Genomic DNA, 19,887 nt, shown 5'->3' with positions numbered 1-19,887 from the left:
GGGTCAGCGCTCTCGCGAGCGCGCCGATGCGAGCCACCGGCCGGGTACGCGTCTCGGGTCCGCGAGGCGGCGCGCGACATCGACGATCCACCGGTGGCGCAAGCGCGCATACATGCGAACGAGATCGCGACCCGACCCCGATCCGACGGCTCCGGAGTGCCGCAGGAAGTCGATCTTCTTGTAGGCCTCACCGGGAATCGTGGCCGACATCTCCTCCGCCTCGAACTCGAGCAGCGGGAGGCTCGTCGCAAGGTAGTCGCCGGTCGCGACCGTACGAGTGTAGAAGCCAACCTCGCCGGCGGCGTATGCCGGCATCCGCGCGAGAGCAGCGGCGAGGCGCGGAGCGTCTAAGTCTTCACGCCCCTCTGCGCCCCAGTCGTGTTCGACAAGCAATCGCAGTGCGGCCGGGCGGGCGACGAAGGTCGTCCCCTCGGGCGCCAGCGGCGTCACGTCGTCGAGCGGGACGCCGATGCCCACACGGCGTGCGAGCGACGCGAAGTCCTCCTTGCCTCCCCGCCATCCCCGGCCAAAGGAGTCCCCACCGAGGTGTGGCACAGGTGGGAAGACGATGCCCAGCCCGGCCTCAGCGTCGAACAAGCTCGCGACCTCCAGCCAGGTGTTCTTCGCGCCCACCGGATCGGTCGCATCCCTGCTGGGGTGCGAAGCCGCATCTCGAGGCACAGCGAGCCGCACCACGAGGTCGTACTGCGTGGAGCGCATTGCTTCGCGACACCCGTCGTAGAACGCTGCGTCTGGGGAGACGGCGCCCGGAACCGTGACGATACGCACTTCCCGATCCGTCTGATCCGCGATCACATGATGCAAACCCTCCGCGCTCCTCGCGTCGGCAACCGTCAGCACGAGGTCGCACTCGCCCACACTCGCGGTGCGATCGAGGATCCAACGAACGTCCGGTGAATCCTCAACGTGGGCGCTGACAAGCGTGCGTGGATGTGGCACAGAGCCACCCGCGTTCACCGCACCGGTCAGCGCGGTAACGAGGCCCGCGTCGGCGTTGACCGTTCCCGGCGGCGCTGTCCTGGCGAGGTTACGCAGGATCAACTCGGTCGGATACCCGTGCGCCGCTGCCGCGGCGAGAGTGCGCTCCCCCAGGGCGCCGCGCGACACCAGCAACGGCGGCCAATGGAACAGCGGACGCCGTTTCAGTGCGGGACAGCCGTCGTCGACCAGTGCTTCCGCTTCGAAGAGAGACGGGTTCTCGGTGTCCCGTTCGGCGCATGGGAACGCAGCCTCGGCGATCCAACCTCGATCGGTGAAATGGGCGGTGAAGCGCAGCTCATGCCGGAGCACCGCGTCGTTGTAGCTCTGGAGCGGGCCGAGCTCGCGCCAGTACCGCACCCAATCTTCCGAGAGGAACATCTCCCTACGGACCGCGATCCAATACGACTGCAGGTGGTATGGCGCCACTCCGCGGTGGGTGATGGGGTTCGGCGTCGTCCGCGCGTGATCGGTGAGTCCCCAGAAATGGCACGGGCGCGCATTCATCGTCTTGAGGACCGGTTGCCACGGGTTAATCGGCCCATACCAGGTGTCGTTCGTGAGCACGATTTCGTCGAACTCGCCGATCGCATCCCCCAGGTGCGCAAGCGCGTCACGGTGCGCCCCGATGTCGAACCCGGAGTTGTCGCGTACGAGGATCTCATCCGCAGCCGAAAGCGCGGCGCGTCCTTCAGGCTGAAGCAGACCATTGACGACGACCAGGATCCGGTCGGCGTGTGGACGCAGTCCCTCGAGTGAGAAGGTCACGAAGGGATCAACCCGACCGTCGCGGTCATATATTGCAAAGACCACGAGACGCCGTGGCCGCCCGCGCAGCGGCTCCGCCGGCCGAGGCTTACCGACCGTCATCGTCCTGCCCCTTCGTCTGAGGGACTCGTCCGCCACGTGCGGCCCGTGCGAAGCGTGCGAGCAACCTGCAACGTGTCAGCAGTCCCCCACAATTGGCGCGGAGGTGCATCCTGAAGAAGTCGAGTGCACCGCCTCCGCGGACCGGACCGAGCCTCCGCAGCAGGCGCACACGGTCGAGCGGTGCACCGTCCGTGGTAGACGCCAGCTGGTCGACCATGTATTGCGCCGCTGCATGGCTCACCGCCGCGTAGCGAGGGGTAGCCACGGTCCGGGCGTGATACCCGAGCTCACCCGCCGCATGGAGGAGGAGCGCCTCCTGCGCTTCGCCCAGACGCTTCCAGCGCGAGGATGCGGCGTAGTCGTCCCAGGACCAGGTCACGTCTGCCCAGACCCGGAGCGCCTCCGCCCGCGCAGCCCACATCCCATCGGCGGGCGCGAGGGGTGCGGCGCCAAGAGGGACACGGATGCCGAGCAGACGTCGCAGCCGCTCCACGTCCTCGCGGATGCCGTCCCACCCTTTGCCGACGTCGTTCGGCAGCATATAGCCGGTGGGAGGAAGGACCACGCCGAGCCCGGTCTCGCGATCGAACAGGTCGAGGACGGACCGTGCATGCGATTCCGAGTCCAGCAGGTTTTCCCATGTCGCGCGCCTCGCATTGCGGCGGATGTTCGCACTCTCCCCCGGAGCCGACCCAGTCCGTAGCCGCACCACGACATCGTGCCGCGGATCGACCAGCAGATCACGGCAACCAACGAGAAGGGCAGCGACGTCATGCGCGTCGTCGGGTACGGTGCGGACCTCCGCGCTCTCCCACGAGCGCGTGTCACCGGCAAGCATGACCTCTACGCGTTCGCGATCCGCGGTGGTGACCGTAACCAGGACGTCGAAGGGCTTCGGCACCAAATGCAGCCGACGGAACAGCTCGGTCGCGTCCGAACCGGGCGCGACGTGAGCCGCGACGAGCGTGGCCCGAGAACGGTCCCTGGACGCCTTCGCGTCTGTGATCACCTCGAGCATTCCGAGATCGACGTGAAGCTCCCGGGGGGCCGTCGTCCGCGCGAGCCGCTGGAGCACGAGCGAAGACGGGAAGCCCGCCCGTCCCATCTCTGCGAGCACCTGCTGAGGGCTGACTCCCAGCGCATCGAGAAGGAGGGGGTCGGCGGACAGTGACTTTGCGCTCACCAGCGGAGAGCCGTCGAGCGGAAAGCCTGGCTGCGACCCTGAGACGGATTCCCTGCCCGACTCACCAGCAACCTTCCCCGCCACGGCGATCACCAAGCCGCTCTCGGCGAGGTAAACGTCCAGGTCATCAATGCGCTGGCGCCGCCTTCCCGCACCTGCACCGCTTCCGTAGGCGGAGCGCAGTTGGGCGAGCCCCCGCGCGCGGACGGCGATCCAGTTGGGGCGCATACGTTGCCGTGGGGAGATGACCCAGCCGTCGATTCTCCGCGGGTTCATCAGCGCGAAGAGCGCTTCAAACGGAAAGATGGGACCGAACCAGGAGTCGTCGGTGAAAACGATCTCGTCGAAGTCGTCCAAGTCGTCGATCTCGGTGAGGAGATGCGGTGGGTCATCCAGCGACTCCGCGTCCTCCACGACCACGACAGCATCAGCTAGGTCGCGCAGTATCGCTCGCTCTGAATCGGTCATCGCTTCGGGCCCCGCAATCAGCAGTCGGGACGCGTGAAGGCGAAGCGAGCGCAGCGCGAACGCGCGCGCAGGATCGTCGCCGTTGACAGAGTGTCGCACCGAAAACACGACGAGGCGGCGTCCCTGGCTCGGGAACTGCGACGGGCCATGCGACATCTCGATTACCTTGCAGGTGCCGCGCGCACCTCAGCGCTCCGCGACGTTCACGTCGATGCTGACGAACCCGCTCGACCGGGTGTCCGCCGCGACCTCGAAGGAGGCTATCTGCATCGCGCTGTGCAGGTTGTGCCCATCCGTATCTCGTAGCAGCGTGTTTATGAAATAGCGGCCGCCACCGAACGGCACATCGGCGAGGCGGAAAACGATCTCTCGCTGGCCCTCGATGAGACCGGGTGGAAAGTTCAATCGATCGGTCGCCGTCTCGAATACCTTCTGTCCCATCGGGTCGTCGATCTGGATGGCGGCGATCCATGATTCCAGTCGTTCGGCCGCGATCGTCAGTCGGACGTCCACGTCCTCGCCCCGGGAGATCTGCTGGCCTGGCGGCTTGCCGACGCCACTAACGGAGCAGGCCACCACGGCGCCGTCGCGGCGCTGCTCTGCGCTGACGGCGGCACGTCGCTCGTCGATTCGGCGGTCCTCCAACAGGTCACGAAACTTCGCGACCGCACGCGATGGATCGCCGTCGTGAACGATCCGCCCCTTGTCGAGCAGCACCGCGCGAGTACACAGCTCCTCGATCTGGCCGAGGGCGTGACTGACGATGATGATCGTTCGCCCCTCGCGCTGGAACTCGGCGATGCGATCCATGCACTTGCGCTGGAACGCTTCATCGCCGACGGCGAGCACCTCATCGACGAGCAGGATGTCAGGGTCGGTATGAACCGCGACCGCGAAGGCCAGTCTCACGTACATCCCTGACGAATAGAACTTCACCTGCGTATCGATGAACTCGTCGATGGCGGCGAATGCGATGATTTCGTCGAAGCGTGCGTCCGTCTCCTCTCGCGACAGACCCAACACTGCGGCGTTGAGATACACGTTCTCTCGCCCGGTGAGATCCGGATGGAACCCAGCCCCGAGCTCCAATAGGGCGGCCACGCGGCCCCGCTCTGCTATCGAACCCGAAGTGGGTTCAATGATTCCGCCGATCAGCTTGAGCAGAGTGCTCTTGCCCGACCCGTTGTGCCCGATGAGTCCGATGGTCTCGCCCGCCCTGATGTCGAGCGACACATCCCGCAGCGCCCAGAAGTCCTTCCGGTGGCGCCGCCCGGCGCGTCCGAACGTGACGATCCTCTCCTTTATCGAGGAGTCCCTGCGAACAACGAATCTCTTGGACGCGCTGGCGATCCGGACGACGTGCGGCCACTCGCTTCGAGCAGCCACGGTCGCTTCCGTGTTTCCGAACATCACAGCTCCTGAGCGAAGTTGCCCTGCAGGCGCAGGAAGACACGATGGCTGACGAGCAGCAAGACGACCCCGATCACCAGCGCGATGAGAAGGCGCAACAGCAGCGCGTCCGGTTGCTCTACGGACTCCCCGGCCACCCAGAACGCCTGTTGGAAACCGAGGACGGCGAGCGTCAACGGGTTGTTCGTGTAGATTTCGAGCGCCACCGGGTTCGTCACGAGCTCACTCACCATCTGCCACGAGTACACCACAGGGCTCGCCCAGAAGAGCAGCATCGTCCCGACTTCGGCCAAGTACTGCATGTCGCGCAGATACACGTTGATCGCGCCGAGCAGGAGCGCGAATGCGGTGCCGTATGCGAGAAGAACCAAGAGGGCGGGGATGACGTAGAAGAACTGCCAGTGGATGGGAGGCTGGCCCACGAGGAAGGTGGCACCGAGGAGCACCACCATCTGGATCGCGAAGTTGAAAAGAGCCGACCCGACACTGGCGAGCGGGAACACTTCCCTCGGAAGGTACACCTTCTTCACAAGTCCGGCATTCGCCACGATCGACCCCGTGCCGCCGACGACGATCTCAGTGAACAGGCCCATAGCGGTCAGTCCGGCGAAAACATACACGGCAAAGTCCGGGATGCCTTTGGCGGCCTGCAGGAACTGCCCCATGACGACGAAGTAGATCGCGAGCTGAAGAAGGGGCCGAACGAGCGACCAGAAGAAGCCGAGAGCTGAGTCCTTGTAGCGAGCCTTCAGGTCTCGCCTGACGAGAAGACTGAGAAGCTCGCTCCTGCCGACGACGTTCGCGATCGGGGACCAGACTCCGCGGCTGCCGCTCGTCACACCGCCGACGGGCTGAAGCGGCATCGAGGCGAGGCGGCGGATGCGGGCGCTCGCCTCATCGTTGACTGGAGACATCCGTACGAGTTTACGTTGCGTCGCCATCCGCCGCCCGCACGGTTCCCGTGGACAGCCGCCAGAGTCGCCGGGCAGGCCCTGATATCCTGTCTCGGCGCCTTGGAGGAGTTCAACTCGATGCCGTCTCACCGCCCTGATCTGGTTTCCATCGTCATCGTGGATGACGGCTCCCCGGAGGACACCATCTCGAGTGTCGCTGCGCTCGAGCGTGTGGACTGGCCCCGGGATCTCCTCGAGGTCGTGGTCGTCGCGCCGCACACACCCGAAGGTCGCGAGGACCCGTTCCGGTCCGTTCAGGCTCCCGCACGGGTGGTCAGGACACGGGCAGAGGCGACGGTGACGGCCGGACTGAACCTCGGCGCCGCGAACGTCCGTGGGCAGTATGTCGGCTTTCTGGAGTCGGGTGCGCGCCCTGAACCCGACTGGATCCGTCAGGCGGTTCGTACTTTCCATGCTGGCGCACAGATCGGGGCCGTGGCGAGCAAGGTCGTCTCGCACGACGGCGCCACAGCCTCCTTCGCCGGAGGAAGTCTGACATGGTTCGGCAGGGGTTACAGCCTTACAGGCAACGGGGCGCCCTCTGCCCCGGAACGACCGCGCGACCTCCTGTTCGGCAGCCGGAGTGCGCTCTTCGTCCGCACGAAGCTCTTCGCGGACCTCGGCGGATTTGACGAGCGGCTCGCTGCGCAATTCGACGACGTCGACCTGGGGTGGCGTCTCAACCTCTTCGGACATCGGCTCAGATACACGCCGACCTCGGCAGTTCGCGCGCCGGAGAACGGCGAAGGGTCCCCGGGCGACGGCGACGGGCCCCAGGCGCATTATCTCCGCGAGCGCAACTCATTGATCCTGCTGTACAAGAACGTTGACGACGCGAACCTCGGCCGCTTCCTCGCCGGAGCGCTCGGACTCGCTGCACGGCGTGCAGTCACCGCGTCCAATTTGGACTCTCGCTCGTTCGACAGACCCGAGTCGGATCGAGAAGATGTGTCGCCCGTCGGGGAAGTCACCGTGGGGAGCGAGACCCTCGCTGGTCTCTATGGGATCGACCAGTTCGTGGACATCCTCGGCGAACTCGCTCCTGAGAGAACCCGGATTCAGAATCGCAGGGTCGTCCGCGACGACGCGGTGTTCCCGCTGTTCGGCAATTCCACCGACGCCCTCCAGCCCGACGGACCGGTTCGACAGAGCCTCGACGAGATCGCGGGCGCGCTCGGCATCACGACGCCCGGCGGACGCATCCGCGTGCTCGTCATCACGGGCGACCTTCTCGGCCCGCGCATGGCGGGGCCGGCGATCCGGGCTTGGAACATGTGCGAGCAGCTCGCCGTGCGCAACGATGTCAGACTCGTCAGCCCGATCAAGCCGACGCGGGCCTCGACCTCGTTCCAGGTGTTCCACACGCCGGATGACCGCGCGATGCGGGAGCACGAGGAATGGGCGGATGTGATCGTGATGCAGGGCTACATCCTGCACCAGTTCCGTTCACTTGCCCGTACGGAGAAGATCCTTGTCGCGGACATCTACGACCCGCTCCATCTCGAGCAGCTGGAGCAAGCCCGCACCGCCCGCTTCGATGACTGGAACACACACGTCATCCTGGCCTCCGAAGTGCTGAACGAGCAGATTGCGAAGGCGGACTTCCTCCTCTGCGCCTCGGAGAAGCAGCGCGACTTCTGGCTAGGGCAGCTCGCCGCCGTGGGACGGGTCAACGCCATGACCTACGAGGCCGACAACGCTCTGCGCGATCTCCTCGACGTCGCACCGTTCGGGCTCGATCCGGACATGCCCCCTCAGGGCCGCCACGCGATCAAGGGCACCGTCCCTGGGATCGGCCCCGACGACAAGGTGCTGCTGTGGGGTGGTGGAATCTACGACTGGTTCGACACGGCAACCCTGCTGCGCGCGATGGCGAAGGTCGTCCAGACGCACCCTGACGCGCGGCTCTTCTTCCTCGGCGTTGCGCACCCGAATCCCGGCGTTCCCGTGATGAAGGCTCAGGCCAAGACGTTCGAACTCTCGGCCGAACTCGGACTCACCGACAAGTACGTCTTCTTCAACCGCGAGTGGGTGGCGTTCGACGACCGCCACAACTACCTGCTCGACGCCGATGCCGGGGTGAGCACGCACTTCGAGCACATCGAGACGTCGTTCTCCTTCCGCACGCGGATCCTCGACTATCTGTGGGCGCGGCTTCCCATGGTCACCACTCGCGGCGACGGCTTCGCGGATCTGATCGACTCGTCGCCCCTCGGCGTCACGGTGCCCGAGCAGGACGTCGATGCGCTGGCCGAGGGCATCATCCGCGTGCTCTACGACCAGGACCTCCGGGCGACGGTCGCGTCGGCGATCGAATCCGTCCGCGAGGAGTTCTCGTGGAGCCACGCCCTCGAGCCGCTCACCTCTTTCTGCGCGGCCCCGCGGACCGCACCCGATCGACAGCGCGGCTCCCACGCCCATGTGCTGCGTATGCCGGACCCGACAGCCGACGCCATCCGGGCTAGGTACCGTGGACTCGGAAAGTCGGCAAGACTGGCGTCGCACTACCTCGTGCGGGAGGGGCCTCGAGGCCTCGTGCGCCGAGTGAGATTCCGTCTGGGGTTCTGAGCCAGCTCAGCCTGCGGGAAGCTCGCGGCCGTGTTCGAGCGCCTTCAGCAGGTACGCGCCATAGCCGCTCTTGACGAGGGGCTCCGCTCGCTCACGGAGTTCGTCGTCGGAGAGGAAACCCATCCGCCAAGCTACTTCCTCCGGACAGCCGATCGACAGCCCTTGGCGCTTCTCGACGGTGCGGATGAAGTCGGTAGCCTCGCTGAGCGAATCGAACGTCCCGGTGTCCAACCAAGCGGTCCCCCGCGGAAGGAGCTCCACCTTGAGATCCCCGCGAGAGAGGTATTCCTTGTTCACGTCGGTGATCTCGAGCTCTCCCCGCGCGGACGGAGTCAGAGATTTAGCGATCTCGATGACGTCGTTGTCGTAGAAATAGAGTCCAGGCACGGCGTAGTTGCTCTTGGGAGCAACAGGTTTCTCCTCGAGGGAGACGACATTGCCGCCCGAGTCGAACTCCACGACGCCGTACGCGGTGGGATCGTCGACCCAGTACCCGAAGACGACACCCCCTGTGAGATCGGCGTATCGACGCAGGCGCGTCCCCATCCCCTGCCCGTAGAAGATGTTGTCGCCCAGTACCAGCGCCGCGCTCTCAGAGCCGATGTGCTCCTCGCCGAGGATGAACGCCTGCGCAAGCCCGTCCGGTGAGGGTTGGGTCTTGTAGGCGATCGAAATGCCGAAGCGCGAGCCGTCGCCCAGCAGCCGCCGGAACTGCTCCGAATCCTGGGGGGTCGTGATGATCAGCACATCGCGGATGCCCGCGAGGAGAAGCGTTGACAGCGGATAGTAGATCATCGGCTTGTCGTACACGGGGACCAGCTGCTTCGAGATGCCCTGGGTGATCGGGTGGAGCCGCGAGCCGGTGCCGCCGGCGAGGATGATGCCACGCATGTTCACAAGTCTCGGTCATCTCGGGTCGCCGGACAAAACGGGACACGTTCGTGGCGCCGGTAGTCTTGTGGAATGCGCAGACTCCTCGTCACGGGGGGAGCCGGCTTCATCGGCTCGAACTTCGTGCACCACGTGATCAGCAATTCCGACGACCACGTCACCGTGCTCGACAAGCTCACCTATGCGGGCAACCGTTCCTCGCTGGACGGCATCCCCGATGACCGCCTCACGTTCGTACAGGGCGACATCGCAGACGCCGCGCTGGTGGACGAGCTGTTCCGCTCCGCCGACGCGGTGGTTCACTACGCGGCGGAGTCCCACAACGACAACTCGCTGCACGATCCGCGCCCGTTCCTGGACACGAACATCATCGGCACGTACACGTTGCTCGAAGCTGCACGTCGGCACGGAACGCGACTGCACCACATCTCGACCGACGAGGTCTACGGCGACCTGGAACTGGACGATCCCGACCGCTTCACCGAGTCGACCCCGTACAACCCGTCGTCCCCGTACTCGTCGACGAAGGCCGGCTCCGACCTCCTGGTGCGCGCGTGGGTACGTTCCTTCGGGGTACGGGCGACGATCTCGAACTGCTCGAACAACTACGGCCCCTACCAGCATGTCGAGAAGTTCATCCCGAGGCAGATCACCAACGTGGTACGAGGCATCCGTCCGAAGCTCTACGGTGCAGGCGAGAATGTCCGCGACTGGATCCACGCCGACGATCACTCATCCGCAGTACTCAGGATCCTCGAGGCCGGCGAGATCGGCGAGACCTACCTCATCGGGGCGGACGGCGAACGCAACAACAAAGAAGTCGTCGAGCTCATCCTCACGCTGATGGGTCAGGATGCCGCCGCCTATGACCACGTGACCGACAGGGCCGGCCACGACCTGCGGTACGCCATCGACTCCACCAAGCTCCGCACCGAACTGGGCTGGGCGCCTCGTTACAGCGACTTCGAAGCAGGCCTGGCAGCGACGATCGACTGGTATCGGACGCACGAGGACTGGTGGGCGCCGTCCAAAGACGGGGTCGAGGCGTTCTACGCCTCCAAGGGTCAGTGATGGCGGAGTTCGGCAAGAGCCTGGCACCGACGATGACGCCGATCCCCGGGCTGGTGGTGTGGGATCTGCCCGTGCACGGCGACAGTCGCGGTTGGTTCAAGGAGAACTGGCAGCGCGAGAAGATGCTCGCAGCGGGACTGCCTGATTTCGGGCCTGTGCAGAACAACATCTCGTTCAATGATGCCGTCGGCACCACCCGCGGTATCCACGCCGAACCCTGGGACAAGTGGGTATCCGTGGCGACCGGCCGGATCTTCGGCGCCTGGGTCGACCTGCGCGAAGGACCCACCTTCGGCGCCGTGTTCACCACCGAGATCGATCCGTCCCGCGCGATCTTCGTCCCCCGCGGGGTTGGCAATGCTTATCAGACTCTGGCGGCCGATACCGCCTACGTTTACCTCGTCAACGACCACTGGTCGCCGGACGCGACTTACACCTTCCTCAACCTTGCCGACGAGACGGCCGCCATCGACTGGCCGATCCAGCTTTCGGATGTCGAGATCTCGGCTAAGGACCTCGCACATCCGCGCCTGGCCGACGTGACCCCCATGGCGCCGCGCAAGACCCTCGTGATCGGCGCCGCGGGTCAACTCGGTCGCGCGCTTCGCGTGGAACTGGGCGACGAGGACCATGTGGAGTACGCCACGCGCGCCGAGCTCGATCTCTCGTCGGCGGATCTTGCGACGGCACGCCGCTGGCGTGACTACCAGACGATCATCAACGCAGCCGCGTACACCGCCGTCGACATTGCCGAGACGCCCGCCGGCCGCGTCGACGCATGGGCCGCCAACGTGGCTGGCGTGTCGACGCTCGCCAGGATCGCCGCTGAGAACGGCATCACGCTCGTCCACATCTCCAGCGACTACGTGTTCGACGGCACCAGCGAGCGTGCCTACCGCGAAGACGACGCGATCGCGCCGCTCGGCGTCTACGGGCAGACCAAAGCGGCGGGCGACGCGATCGTGGCCACCTCTCCTCGGCACTACATCATCCGGACGTCGTGGGTGATCGGCGAAGGGAAGAACTTCGTCCGGACGATGGCCTCCCTCGCCGAACGCGGCGTCGACCCGAAGGTCGTCGACGATCAGCTCGGACGCCTCACCTTCGCGGACGACATCGCGAGGGGTATCCTCCACCTGATCGACAGTGAGGCGCCCTACGGGACATACAACCTCACCGGCAGCGGAGATCCGATGTCGTGGGCGGACGTGGCACGCGAGGTCTTCGCGCTCACCGGGAACGACCCCGACCGCGTTCAACGTGTGTCGACCGAGGAGTACTTCGCTGTCGCTTCTCATCCCGTCGCCCCACGCCCACGCAACAGCGTCCTCGACCTCTCACGGATGGAAGCGACCGGGTTCGCTCCGGAGGATTCACGCGCTGGGCTGATGCGCCTTTTGACTCGCGGTTGACCAACCCGGCGCGGAATCCCCAGACCAGACCACATCGGGGAGTACTGTGACCGTGTGATCCGTGTTTCTGGTGTGGTTGGTGGGAGCTGTGTGCTACTCACCTCAGCGCTGCTGATCACGGGGTGCGCTCCCGAAGCCGGCGATCAGGCCACACCGGCCGCGTCGCCGGAGACGACGAGGGCGGCGTCCCCGGCGTCGACGGGCTCGGCGACGCCGGGGGTGACATCATCTGCTCCGTCGCCTCCTCCGATTGACTCGCAGGATCTGGGGGACGCCGGGGTGGTGCTCGTCACATACGGCGCCGACGACAGCGGCGTGTACGCCTCCGGTATCGTCCCCGACCTCGTGGAGCCGGCAGCGAAGTGCACTCTCACTGCAACGGCGAACGGGGAAGTCCACACAGCCACCCTTGATGCCGCTCCGGCGACGTCATCGATGAATTGCGGGACCATTCGGATCGTCGTGCCATCTGGCGCCTGGACTCTCGAACTCCTTTATCAGTCGACTGGGCAATCACTTGTATCGGGTCCGGTGGCGGTGAGCGTCCCGTGATTTCGTCGACAGCGACGCGACCGAGCCGATGGCGCGCAACCGGAATCCTCGTCGCGCTTCTCGCCGCAATCGCGGCCGTGCTGGTGCCCATGCCGTCCGAGTCGGCGGCCGCAGCCAACGCTGCGGACTTCGAAGACGGCTACATCATCTCCGATCAGAACTTCTTCGACTACGGATCCCTGGACGCCGGCGCCGTGCAGGCCTTCTTGAACGCGCGGGTGAGCAGGTGCGTGGGGGCGAACGGCCAACCGTGCCTGAAGGATTATTCCACCAACGCAACGGCGATCGCCGCCGACTCGATCTGTCAAGGGATGCCTGGCGGCACCATGTCCGCCGCACAGATCATCGTGGCCGCCGCTCAATCGTGCCGAATAAGTCCAAAGGTCCTGATCGTGATGCTCCAGAAGGAGCAGGGTCTGGTGACGGCGACGTCGCCGACCGCGTGGAACTATCGTGCAGCGATGGGGCAGAGCTGTCCTGACACGGCGCCGTGCGATTCCGCTCTCAGCGGCTTCTATCGACAGGTGTACTACGGGGCTCGCCAGTTCCAGATCTACATGAAATATCCCGGCTCGTTCGCATATCGCATCGGCTGGAACAACATTCTTTACGACGTCGAATCTGCATGCGGAACCAAACGCGTGTACATACGCAACGATGCGACGCGGGCGTTGTACATCTACACGCCGTACACCCCGAACGCAGCCGCACTGGCCAATCTCTACGGGACCGGCGACGCGTGCTCGTCATACGGGAACCGCAACTTCTGGCGCTTCTACACCGACTGGTTCGGTCCTCCAACGAAGGGGCCGGGTGAACTTGCCATCATTGAGAAGTACAACTCGCTCGGGGGCTCAGCGAGCTGGCTCGGCGCCGCGGCCACAGCGGTCGTGTGCGGGATCAAGGACGGCGGTTGCTGGCAGCTGTTCCAGGGCGGCGTGATCATGTACTCGCCCGCCACCGGGGCGAATGAGATGCGCTCGTTCGTCCACGAATCGTGGGTGTCGGAGGGCTATGAGAACGGCTGGATGGGTTACCCGACTACGCCCACGGTCTGCGGGGGGAAGGATGGGGGCTGCTGGCAGGCATTCCAGAGCGGGGTGGTGATGTACTCGCCAGCAACGGGCGCAAAGTCCATGCGCCCGTTCGTCCACCAAGCGTGGGTCGCGGAAGGTTACGAGAACGGCTGGATGGGGTACCCGACCTCTCCCAGCGTGTGCGGCATCAAGGACGGCGGCTGCTGGCAGCTGTTCCAGGGCGGGCTCGTCATGTACTCCCCCGCCACCGGCGCACAGACCATGCGCCCCAGCATCCACACGGCATGGGTGAGCCAGGGCTACGAGAACGGATGGCTCGGCTTCCCCACCTCCGGTTCCCAACCGTCCGCCAACGGCGGTTACATCCAGAACTTCCAGGGCGGCACGATCGCGGTCGACGCCGCCGGCAACCCGACATACACCGGAGATGCGCAGAATGCAGGCGCGGCCGCGATCGCGAATCGAGCCCTTACCGCGCCGTGGCTCGGCATCGCGGGTACACCGGTGGTGTGCGGTTCGATCAATGGGGGATGCTGGCGCGCTTTCCAAGGTGGAGTCGTCATGTACTCCCCGGCGACCGACGCCCACACCATGCGCTCTCAGACTCACGCCGCCTGGGTCACGCAGAAGTACGAGGAAGGCTGGCTCGGATATCCCGTGAGCGAACCGCAGCAGACGAACTCGGGAGGCTATACGCAATCGTTTGCGGGCGGCGAAGTGGCCGTCGACCCAAACGGGATACCAACTTTCACGGGCAAGGGCACCACCACTCCTCACGCCGCGATCGCCAACGAGGTCCTGGCGGCATCGTGGCTCGGCGCAGCCGGAACGCCGGTCGTCTGCGGGGGGAAGGATGGGGGCTGCTGGCAGGCATTCCAGAGCGGGGTGGTGATGTACTCGCCAGCAACGGGCGCAAAGTCCATGCGCCCGTTCGTCCACCAAGCGTGGGTCGCGGAAGGTTACGAGAACGGCTGGATGGGGTACCCGACCTCTCCCAGCGTGTGCGGCATCAAGGACGGCGGCTGCTGGCAGCTGTTCCAGGGCGGGCTCGTCATGTACTCCCCCGCCACCGGCGCACAGACCATGCGCCCCAGCATCCACACGGCATGGGTGAGCCAGGGCTACGAGAACGGATGGCTCGGCTTCCCCACCTCCGGTTCCCAACCGTCCGCCAACGGCGGTTACATCCAGAACTTCCAGGGCGGCACGATCGCGGTCGACGCCGCCGGCAACCCGACATACACGCGACAGTAATCCCTGGACGGCCACGCTCTGCTGATTCGCAGGGCACCGCCGTGGCCAGCTACACTCAAACCTTCTGGGGCAAGACGATCACGGTCGGCGGCGCCCGATTGGTTTCCGAGACCGTGACCACAAGAGGAGCAGCGTGTTCGAGAAGTTCGCGGACGGGCTGAGGAACTACTCCCCGCGGGCGGCACACCATCCCTGGTGGCGCCTCGCAATGGAGTCGATCGCCCTGGCGATCCTTCTCTTTGTTCTGCACCTCCCCTATTGGTCGCAGCCCACGTTCCTCGACGAATTCGACAACATGATCGGCGGCAACGTCGTTGCACACGGCGGTGCGATCTATGTCGACTACCTCAGCCAGCACACTCCTGTCGCCTACTGGATATCCAGCCTTGGTCAGTTGCTGGGCGCGCAGTACTTCGGCGGGCAGCGTCTTTACGGGTTCGCCGTCTTCGCCGTGCTGCTCGCCGGACTCTACGCACGCAATGTCCGGCAATTCGGTCGCGTTCCCCTGCTCGTCGTCGTGACGCTCGTTTCGACGATGCACTTCTACAACCCGGAACTGTCTTACACCGTCCTGTCGGACAACTACCAGGCCATCATGTGCCTCTACCTTCTCTTCGAGGTGGTTGGCCTGGCGGTCCGTCGCGACATCTCGCTCCAACGGTGGATCGTGATCGGCCTCGCCAGCGCATTCGCCTTCGGCGTCGCGTTCGTCTCCGTCTACTTCATTGCCGGAGCTGTGCTCACTGCCACCGTCCTCACAGTCATCGACGCGCGCCGAAGTCTCCGCGGCGCAGGAGCTTGGGCCCGATTCGTGGCCATGCGTGCTGCCGTGTTCATCGCGCCTTTCCTGCTGATTTTCGCCGTGCTCGCAGTAACGGGTGCATTGATGGGTGCGTACGAGCAGGCGTACGTGCTGAACCGCACCTACTATCCGTTGTATCTAGCGTTTGGTCTGGGGTCGAGCGTAGCGACGCCGCTCTACTCGGGCCTCGTCGACATCTTCCAACACGCCGTGTGGCTGCCCGCCCTGTTCGGCACGAGCCCGGTCGCCGCGATCCGCGAGCTGATCGCGCTCGTCGTCCTCGGCTGCGTAGTCGTGGTGTTCGCGAGGGTACGCGTCGTGCTCGGTGTGGGCCTGCTCTGGATGGCGAGTCTGGTTGCGACGCGCGGCTGGAACGGCTTCCACGCCCAACCGTTGTGGGCGTTCATGATCGGATGCCTGGGACTTCTGGTGTGGTGCACGGCAGTCGCATGGCGTTCGACGAGCAGGCCACGTCTGCCCGTACTCATTGCCGCGGGCGCCTTAGGCCTCGTTTCACTGGTCGCGACCCTGCCTTACGTCGCCACGGTGTACCAATCTCGACACACCCTCACGACACCTGTCGCTTTCCCCAACGCGAATCGATCCGAACTCATCCGGACACTCGTGCCGGAGGGGGGCAAGTACGGCGAGCTGAGCATCAACAACGCCTATGACTTCGTGGTGACGCGACGAATGCCGGCCGGGGGGTTCGCGGGAGTTGTGCCATGGTTCAGCGACATGATGGACGATGAGATGGCCGACCGTCTCAGCGCCGACAACCCGGTTCTGGTCTTCAGCGATGAGGACAATGACGTTTGGGGTTTCAACATCCTCGAGAATGCTCCCGCGCTCGCCGGTCTCATCGAGCAGGACTACTCGCGCATCGACGTGACCTCGATCGGTGTTGACGAGGGCGTCTACATCAGAACGGATGCCCTGGACGACGCGATCGCTCAGCTCGAGGATGCCTTCCCGGACGCGGACATCACCCCGGTTCAGTGAACTCGATCTACAGATCGAGCTCTAGACGGGGGCAGCCGGGCTTTGCCCGAGACACGCAGATCATCATCGATGTCGATTCTCGCCTTTGCTGAGGGCTAAGAATCGAGTCGCGGTGCTGGACCTCGCCCAACAGCACCCGCGTCTCGCACGAGCCGCACGTCCCCTCGAGGCAATCCCCGGGTACGACGACTCCAGCGAAGTCAGCCGCCATGAGTACACTCTCGTCGTAAGGCACGATGAACTCGATGTCGGAGGCCGCCGCGTATACCGTGAACTCCTCGTTCTGCGTATCGTCGGTTGTGTCCCTCGGGTGGAAATGCTCGAGATGAACGTACGGGAGCAACTCCGGAGTGCTCATTGCTTCTTCCACGGCGTTCATAAGCCGATCCGGACCGCAGCAGTACACGCGCGTCTCAGGGGCTAGTGCTGCGATCGTGGAATCGACGTCGAATCGGCGCCCCTCATCCGCAGCGTAGACGTCCACGCGATCCGGGAATTCCGCCTCGAGATCGGCGACGTAGGCCATCGAGCTGCGTGAGCGTCCGAGGTATGCGAGGCGCCAGTCCGCGCCTGCGCGAGCCGCGGCACGGCTCATCGCGATGAACGGCGTGACACCGATGCCGCCCGCGATGAACAGGTAACGCTCGCCAGGCTCGAATGCGAAGTGGTTCCGAGGGCCAGAGGTCTTGACTACCGAACCGACGTGGAGATCATGGCCGATCAGTTTCGACCCGCCACGACCTTCCTTCTCGATCAGCACGGCGACCGCCCAGCGACCGTCCTCGCCGCTTGCCGCCGGCACGAGCGAGTACTGCCGGATCACGTCGAGGCCCAGCCTCAGGTCGATGTGCGCTCCGGGCTCCCAATCGGCCAGGGGCATAGGCCCGTTCGCCGCAAGTTCCAGTTCGATGACGTCGTCGGCGAGCTCGCGGCGCCCGACGACGCGGGTCGAGCGGATCTGCTCAGTGGGGGCGGACGTGGCGATCACCTCGAGACGTTAGAGAGCGCCTGTAGCCATGGCGCATCAGGTGCGAGCTCGGCAAAGCGATCGAGCTGTCCCAGCGTGACTGTGCGCGCATCGGCGCCGTTCGCGACAGCCTTGTACCAGTCGATCGTCCAGGCGACGCTCTCCGGGAAGGGAATCTTGTTCCGCCAGCCCAGTTCCCGCTGCGCCTTGGCGGGATCAAGAGTGAGGAGAGCGGCCTCGTGCGGGTGAGTACCTGCACTGTCGTCAACCCAATGGGCAGTGCCACCCCACTGGGCGACAGCTGCGTCCGCGATCTCACGCACCGTCTGAAACCCATCCGGATCCGGTCCAAAGTTCCACGCACCGGCTTCGCCGCCTCGCAATAGCGAGCCGGCGAGGGTGATATAGCCCGACAGGCAGTCGAGAACGTGCTGCCAGGGCCGTACCGCGTCGGGATAGCGGATGGCCACCGGATCGGCCTCGACGAAGCCCGCCACCAGATCGACCATCAGACGATCCTTGCTGACGTCTCCGCCACCGATGACGTTGCCGGCGCGCGCGACAGCGGTGGGCACTCCGGGGAAGCTGGCGACCCAGGACTCGGTCAGAATGTCCGCCATCGCCTTCGACGAACTGTAGGGATCATGACCCCCGAGAGCGGCGTCCTCCGCGTACCCATCGAGCCGTCCTACGTTGCGGTAGACCTTGTCTGTCGTGACAATGACAGCAGCTCGTACCGACGGCGCCGCCACGAGCGCTTCAAGGACGTTGAGCGTGCCGAGGACGTTCGTCTCGATCGTCGTGCGCGGGTCAGCGTACGATTCCCGAACGAGCGGCTGAGCAGCCAAGTGCAGGACGAGCTCCGGGTCGCAGTCGCTCATGGCATCGCGCAGTCCGGCCGCATCACGGATGTCGAGCCTCACATCGTGGTGAAGAAGCTCGCCAACGCGCGCGGCTTCGTAGAGGCCGCCCGCGAGCGGATCCAGGGCGATGCCGCTGACCTCGTGTCCTCCCGAAGCCAGCATCAGCGACAACCACGAGCCCTTGAAGCCGGTGTGGCCCGTTATCAGGATCCGCATATCAGACCGAGGCGGCCATGAACTCGATGATCGAGTCCGCGACAAAGTCGAGCATTGGCTCGGTCAGGCCCGGGTACGTGCCGACCCAGAACGATCGCGTCATCACGATATCGGTGTTGGTGAGGTCACCAACGATGCGGAAGTCTACGTCGCGATAGGCGGGCTGCTTCGTCAGGTTGCCGGCGAAGATGAGACGCGTGCCGATCTTGCGTTCCTCGAGGAAGCGCATGAGCTCCTCGCGGTCGGCGGGGTGCGCCGGATCGATTGTGATCGGGAAACCGAACCACGAGGGATCGGAGTTCGGTGTGGCGACCGGAAGGATGAGACCATCGACCCCGGTCAGACGCGCGGTCAGGTACCGGTAGTTCGCCTTGCGCGCCTCTACGAAACGGTCGATCTTGTCCAGCTGCGAGACGCCTAGCGCAGCCTGCATGTCGGTCGCTTTGAGGTTATAACCGATGTGGCTGTAGGTGTACTTATGGTCGTACCCCTCAGGCAGCTCTCCCAGCTGCCAGCCGAAGCGCTTGCCGCAGGTGTTGTCCTGGCCCGTCTCGCAGTAGCAGTCGCGACCCCAGTCGCGGAAGGACTCGACCTGCTTGCGGACGAGCGGCGACTTCACGAACACCGCACCACCCTCGCCCGTGGTGATGTGGTGAGCCGGGTAGAAGCTCACCGTCGCCGTATCGCCGAAGCTGCCGGTGCGCTGGCCGCGGTACGTCGAGCCCAGCGCGTCGCAGGAGTCTTCGACGAGCCACAGCCGGTGCTCCTTGCACAGCTCCTGAACCGTGTCGAGGTCGAATGGGTTTCCCAAGGTGTGCGCCATCATGATGGCGCGGGTCTTCGGTCCGACTGCCTCGCGAAGCCGGTCGGCGATGGCGTCATAGGTTCCGAGTTCGACGTCCACGACCACCGGGCGCAGCCCGTTCTGAATGATGGGGTTCACCGTCGTCGGGAACCCTGCGGCGACGGTGAGGACCTCGTCTCCCGGCTGGAGCGCGCGACGCCCGAGCTTGGGACTCGTCAGGCCGCTGAGTGCCACGAGGTTGGCACTGGACCCACTGTTGACGAAAAGGGAGCTGCGCGCGCCGACATAGCCCGCAAGCTTCTCTTCGAACTCACGGTGGAATCGACCCGCTGTGAGCCAGCCGTCGAGGCATGCGTCCACGAGGGACGCATAGTCGGCGGGGTCAAGTACTTTGCCGGAAACGGGCACCGGTGTCTCGCCGGCGATGAAGGGGCGAGCCGCCAGCTTCTCCTCCGCGAACTCCATAACCGAACCCAGGATCTGCTCCCGTGTCGAGACCACGCGCTACTCCTATCAAGACAAGCCGACCCCCTATTGTACGGGCCGGTCGAACCTTCACCGACC

14 protein-coding genes are annotated in these 19,887 nt (G+C 65.1%); 5 read left to right on the top strand and 9 right to left on the bottom strand.

Annotation, left to right across the window (positions count from 1 at the left end; all coding sequences use genetic code 11):
- Positions 1-3: 3 nt before the first annotated feature.
- Genes ACEYYH_RS06520 through ACEYYH_RS06505 form a run of 4 tightly spaced genes read right to left on the bottom strand, consistent with a single transcriptional unit; the run spans position 4 to position 5,844 of the window.
- Positions 4-1,869 (bottom strand): rhamnan synthesis F family protein, encoded by a 1,866-nt coding sequence (locus ACEYYH_RS06520; RefSeq protein ID WP_374977436.1) that lies wholly within the window; start codon positions 1,867-1,869, stop codon positions 4-6.
- Positions 1,856-3,676 (bottom strand): rhamnan synthesis F family protein, encoded by a 1,821-nt coding sequence (locus tag ACEYYH_RS06515; protein WP_374977435.1) that lies wholly within the window; start codon positions 3,674-3,676, stop codon positions 1,856-1,858. The genes ACEYYH_RS06520 and ACEYYH_RS06515 overlap by 14 nt, the downstream gene beginning before the upstream one ends.
- Before the next feature lie 30 nt (positions 3,677-3,706).
- A complete protein-coding gene (locus ACEYYH_RS06510) occupies positions 3,707-4,930 on the bottom strand; it encodes an ABC transporter ATP-binding protein (protein ID WP_374977434.1) in 1,224 nt (407 codons plus the stop codon).
- Positions 4,930-5,844: an ABC transporter permease gene (locus tag ACEYYH_RS06505; protein ID WP_374977433.1), complete on the bottom strand. Its 915-nt coding sequence runs from the start codon at positions 5,842-5,844 to the stop codon at positions 4,930-4,932. The genes ACEYYH_RS06510 and ACEYYH_RS06505 overlap by 1 nt, the downstream gene beginning before the upstream one ends.
- A gap of 99 nt (positions 5,845-5,943) precedes the next feature.
- Between ACEYYH_RS06505 and ACEYYH_RS06500 the strand changes: the two genes are divergently transcribed.
- Positions 5,944-8,451, top strand: coding sequence for a glycosyltransferase (locus tag ACEYYH_RS06500; RefSeq protein ID WP_374977432.1), 2,508 nt, complete (start codon positions 5,944-5,946; stop codon positions 8,449-8,451).
- Positions 8,452-8,457: 6 nt separating this feature from the next.
- Here the strand turns inward: ACEYYH_RS06500 and rfbA are convergent, their stop codons facing one another.
- The gene (rfbA, locus tag ACEYYH_RS06495) at positions 8,458-9,342 is read right to left on the bottom strand and encodes a glucose-1-phosphate thymidylyltransferase RfbA (protein ID WP_374977431.1); all 885 of its coding nucleotides are present in this window, start codon (positions 9,340-9,342) and stop codon (positions 8,458-8,460) included.
- Between the two features lie 72 nt (positions 9,343-9,414).
- On the opposite strand from rfbA, the gene rfbB reads away from it, so the two are divergent.
- A complete protein-coding gene (gene rfbB / locus ACEYYH_RS06490; protein ID WP_374977430.1) occupies positions 9,415-10,413 on the top strand; it encodes a dTDP-glucose 4,6-dehydratase in 999 nt (332 codons plus the stop codon).
- Entirely contained in the window at positions 10,413-11,825 is a 1,413-nt protein-coding gene (locus ACEYYH_RS06485) for a sugar nucleotide-binding protein (RefSeq protein WP_374977429.1), read from the top strand. The genes rfbB and ACEYYH_RS06485 overlap by 1 nt, the downstream gene beginning before the upstream one ends.
- Positions 11,826-11,968: 143 nt before the next feature.
- Here ACEYYH_RS06485 and ACEYYH_RS06480 read toward each other — a convergent pair whose 3' ends face one another.
- Entirely contained in the window at positions 11,969-12,277 is a 309-nt protein-coding gene (locus ACEYYH_RS06480) for a hypothetical protein (RefSeq protein WP_374977428.1), read from the bottom strand.
- A gap of 96 nt (positions 12,278-12,373) precedes the next feature.
- Here ACEYYH_RS06480 and ACEYYH_RS06475 point away from each other — a divergent pair, with 96 nt between their 5' ends.
- Together ACEYYH_RS06475 and ACEYYH_RS06470 are read left to right on the top strand one after the other, a co-directional pair.
- Positions 12,374-14,668, top strand: coding sequence for an LGFP repeat-containing protein (locus tag ACEYYH_RS06475; protein WP_374977427.1), 2,295 nt, complete (start codon positions 12,374-12,376; stop codon positions 14,666-14,668).
- 133 nt (positions 14,669-14,801) lie between these two features.
- Positions 14,802-16,472, top strand: coding sequence for a hypothetical protein (locus ACEYYH_RS06470; RefSeq protein ID WP_374977426.1), 1,671 nt, complete (start codon positions 14,802-14,804; stop codon positions 16,470-16,472).
- Between the two features lie 7 nt (positions 16,473-16,479).
- On the opposite strand, the gene ACEYYH_RS06465 is transcribed toward ACEYYH_RS06470, so the two are convergent.
- The 3 genes from ACEYYH_RS06465 to rfbH are packed head-to-tail and all read right to left on the bottom strand — an operon-like array spanning position 16,480 to position 19,824.
- Positions 16,480-17,460 (bottom strand): PDR/VanB family oxidoreductase, encoded by a 981-nt coding sequence (locus ACEYYH_RS06465; protein ID WP_374977425.1) that lies wholly within the window; start codon positions 17,458-17,460, stop codon positions 16,480-16,482.
- Complete coding sequence (gene rfbG / locus ACEYYH_RS06460) at positions 17,457-18,518, bottom strand: CDP-glucose 4,6-dehydratase (protein ID WP_374977424.1); 1,062 nt, start codon at positions 18,516-18,518, stop codon at positions 17,457-17,459. Before rfbG ends, ACEYYH_RS06465 begins: the two co-directional genes overlap by 4 nt.
- Position 18,519: 1 nt before the next feature.
- Positions 18,520-19,824, bottom strand: coding sequence for a lipopolysaccharide biosynthesis protein RfbH (gene rfbH, locus ACEYYH_RS06455; RefSeq protein WP_374977423.1), 1,305 nt, complete (start codon positions 19,822-19,824; stop codon positions 18,520-18,522).
- Between the last annotated feature and the right edge of the window lie 63 nt (positions 19,825-19,887).

The organism is Microbacterium trichothecenolyticum (genome assembly GCF_041938625.1).
In the GTDB taxonomy this organism is placed as follows: Bacteria; Actinomycetota; Actinomycetes; order Actinomycetales; family Microbacteriaceae; genus Microbacterium; species Microbacterium trichothecenolyticum_D.
This window is presented reverse-complemented; position numbering and strand designations above follow the sequence as displayed.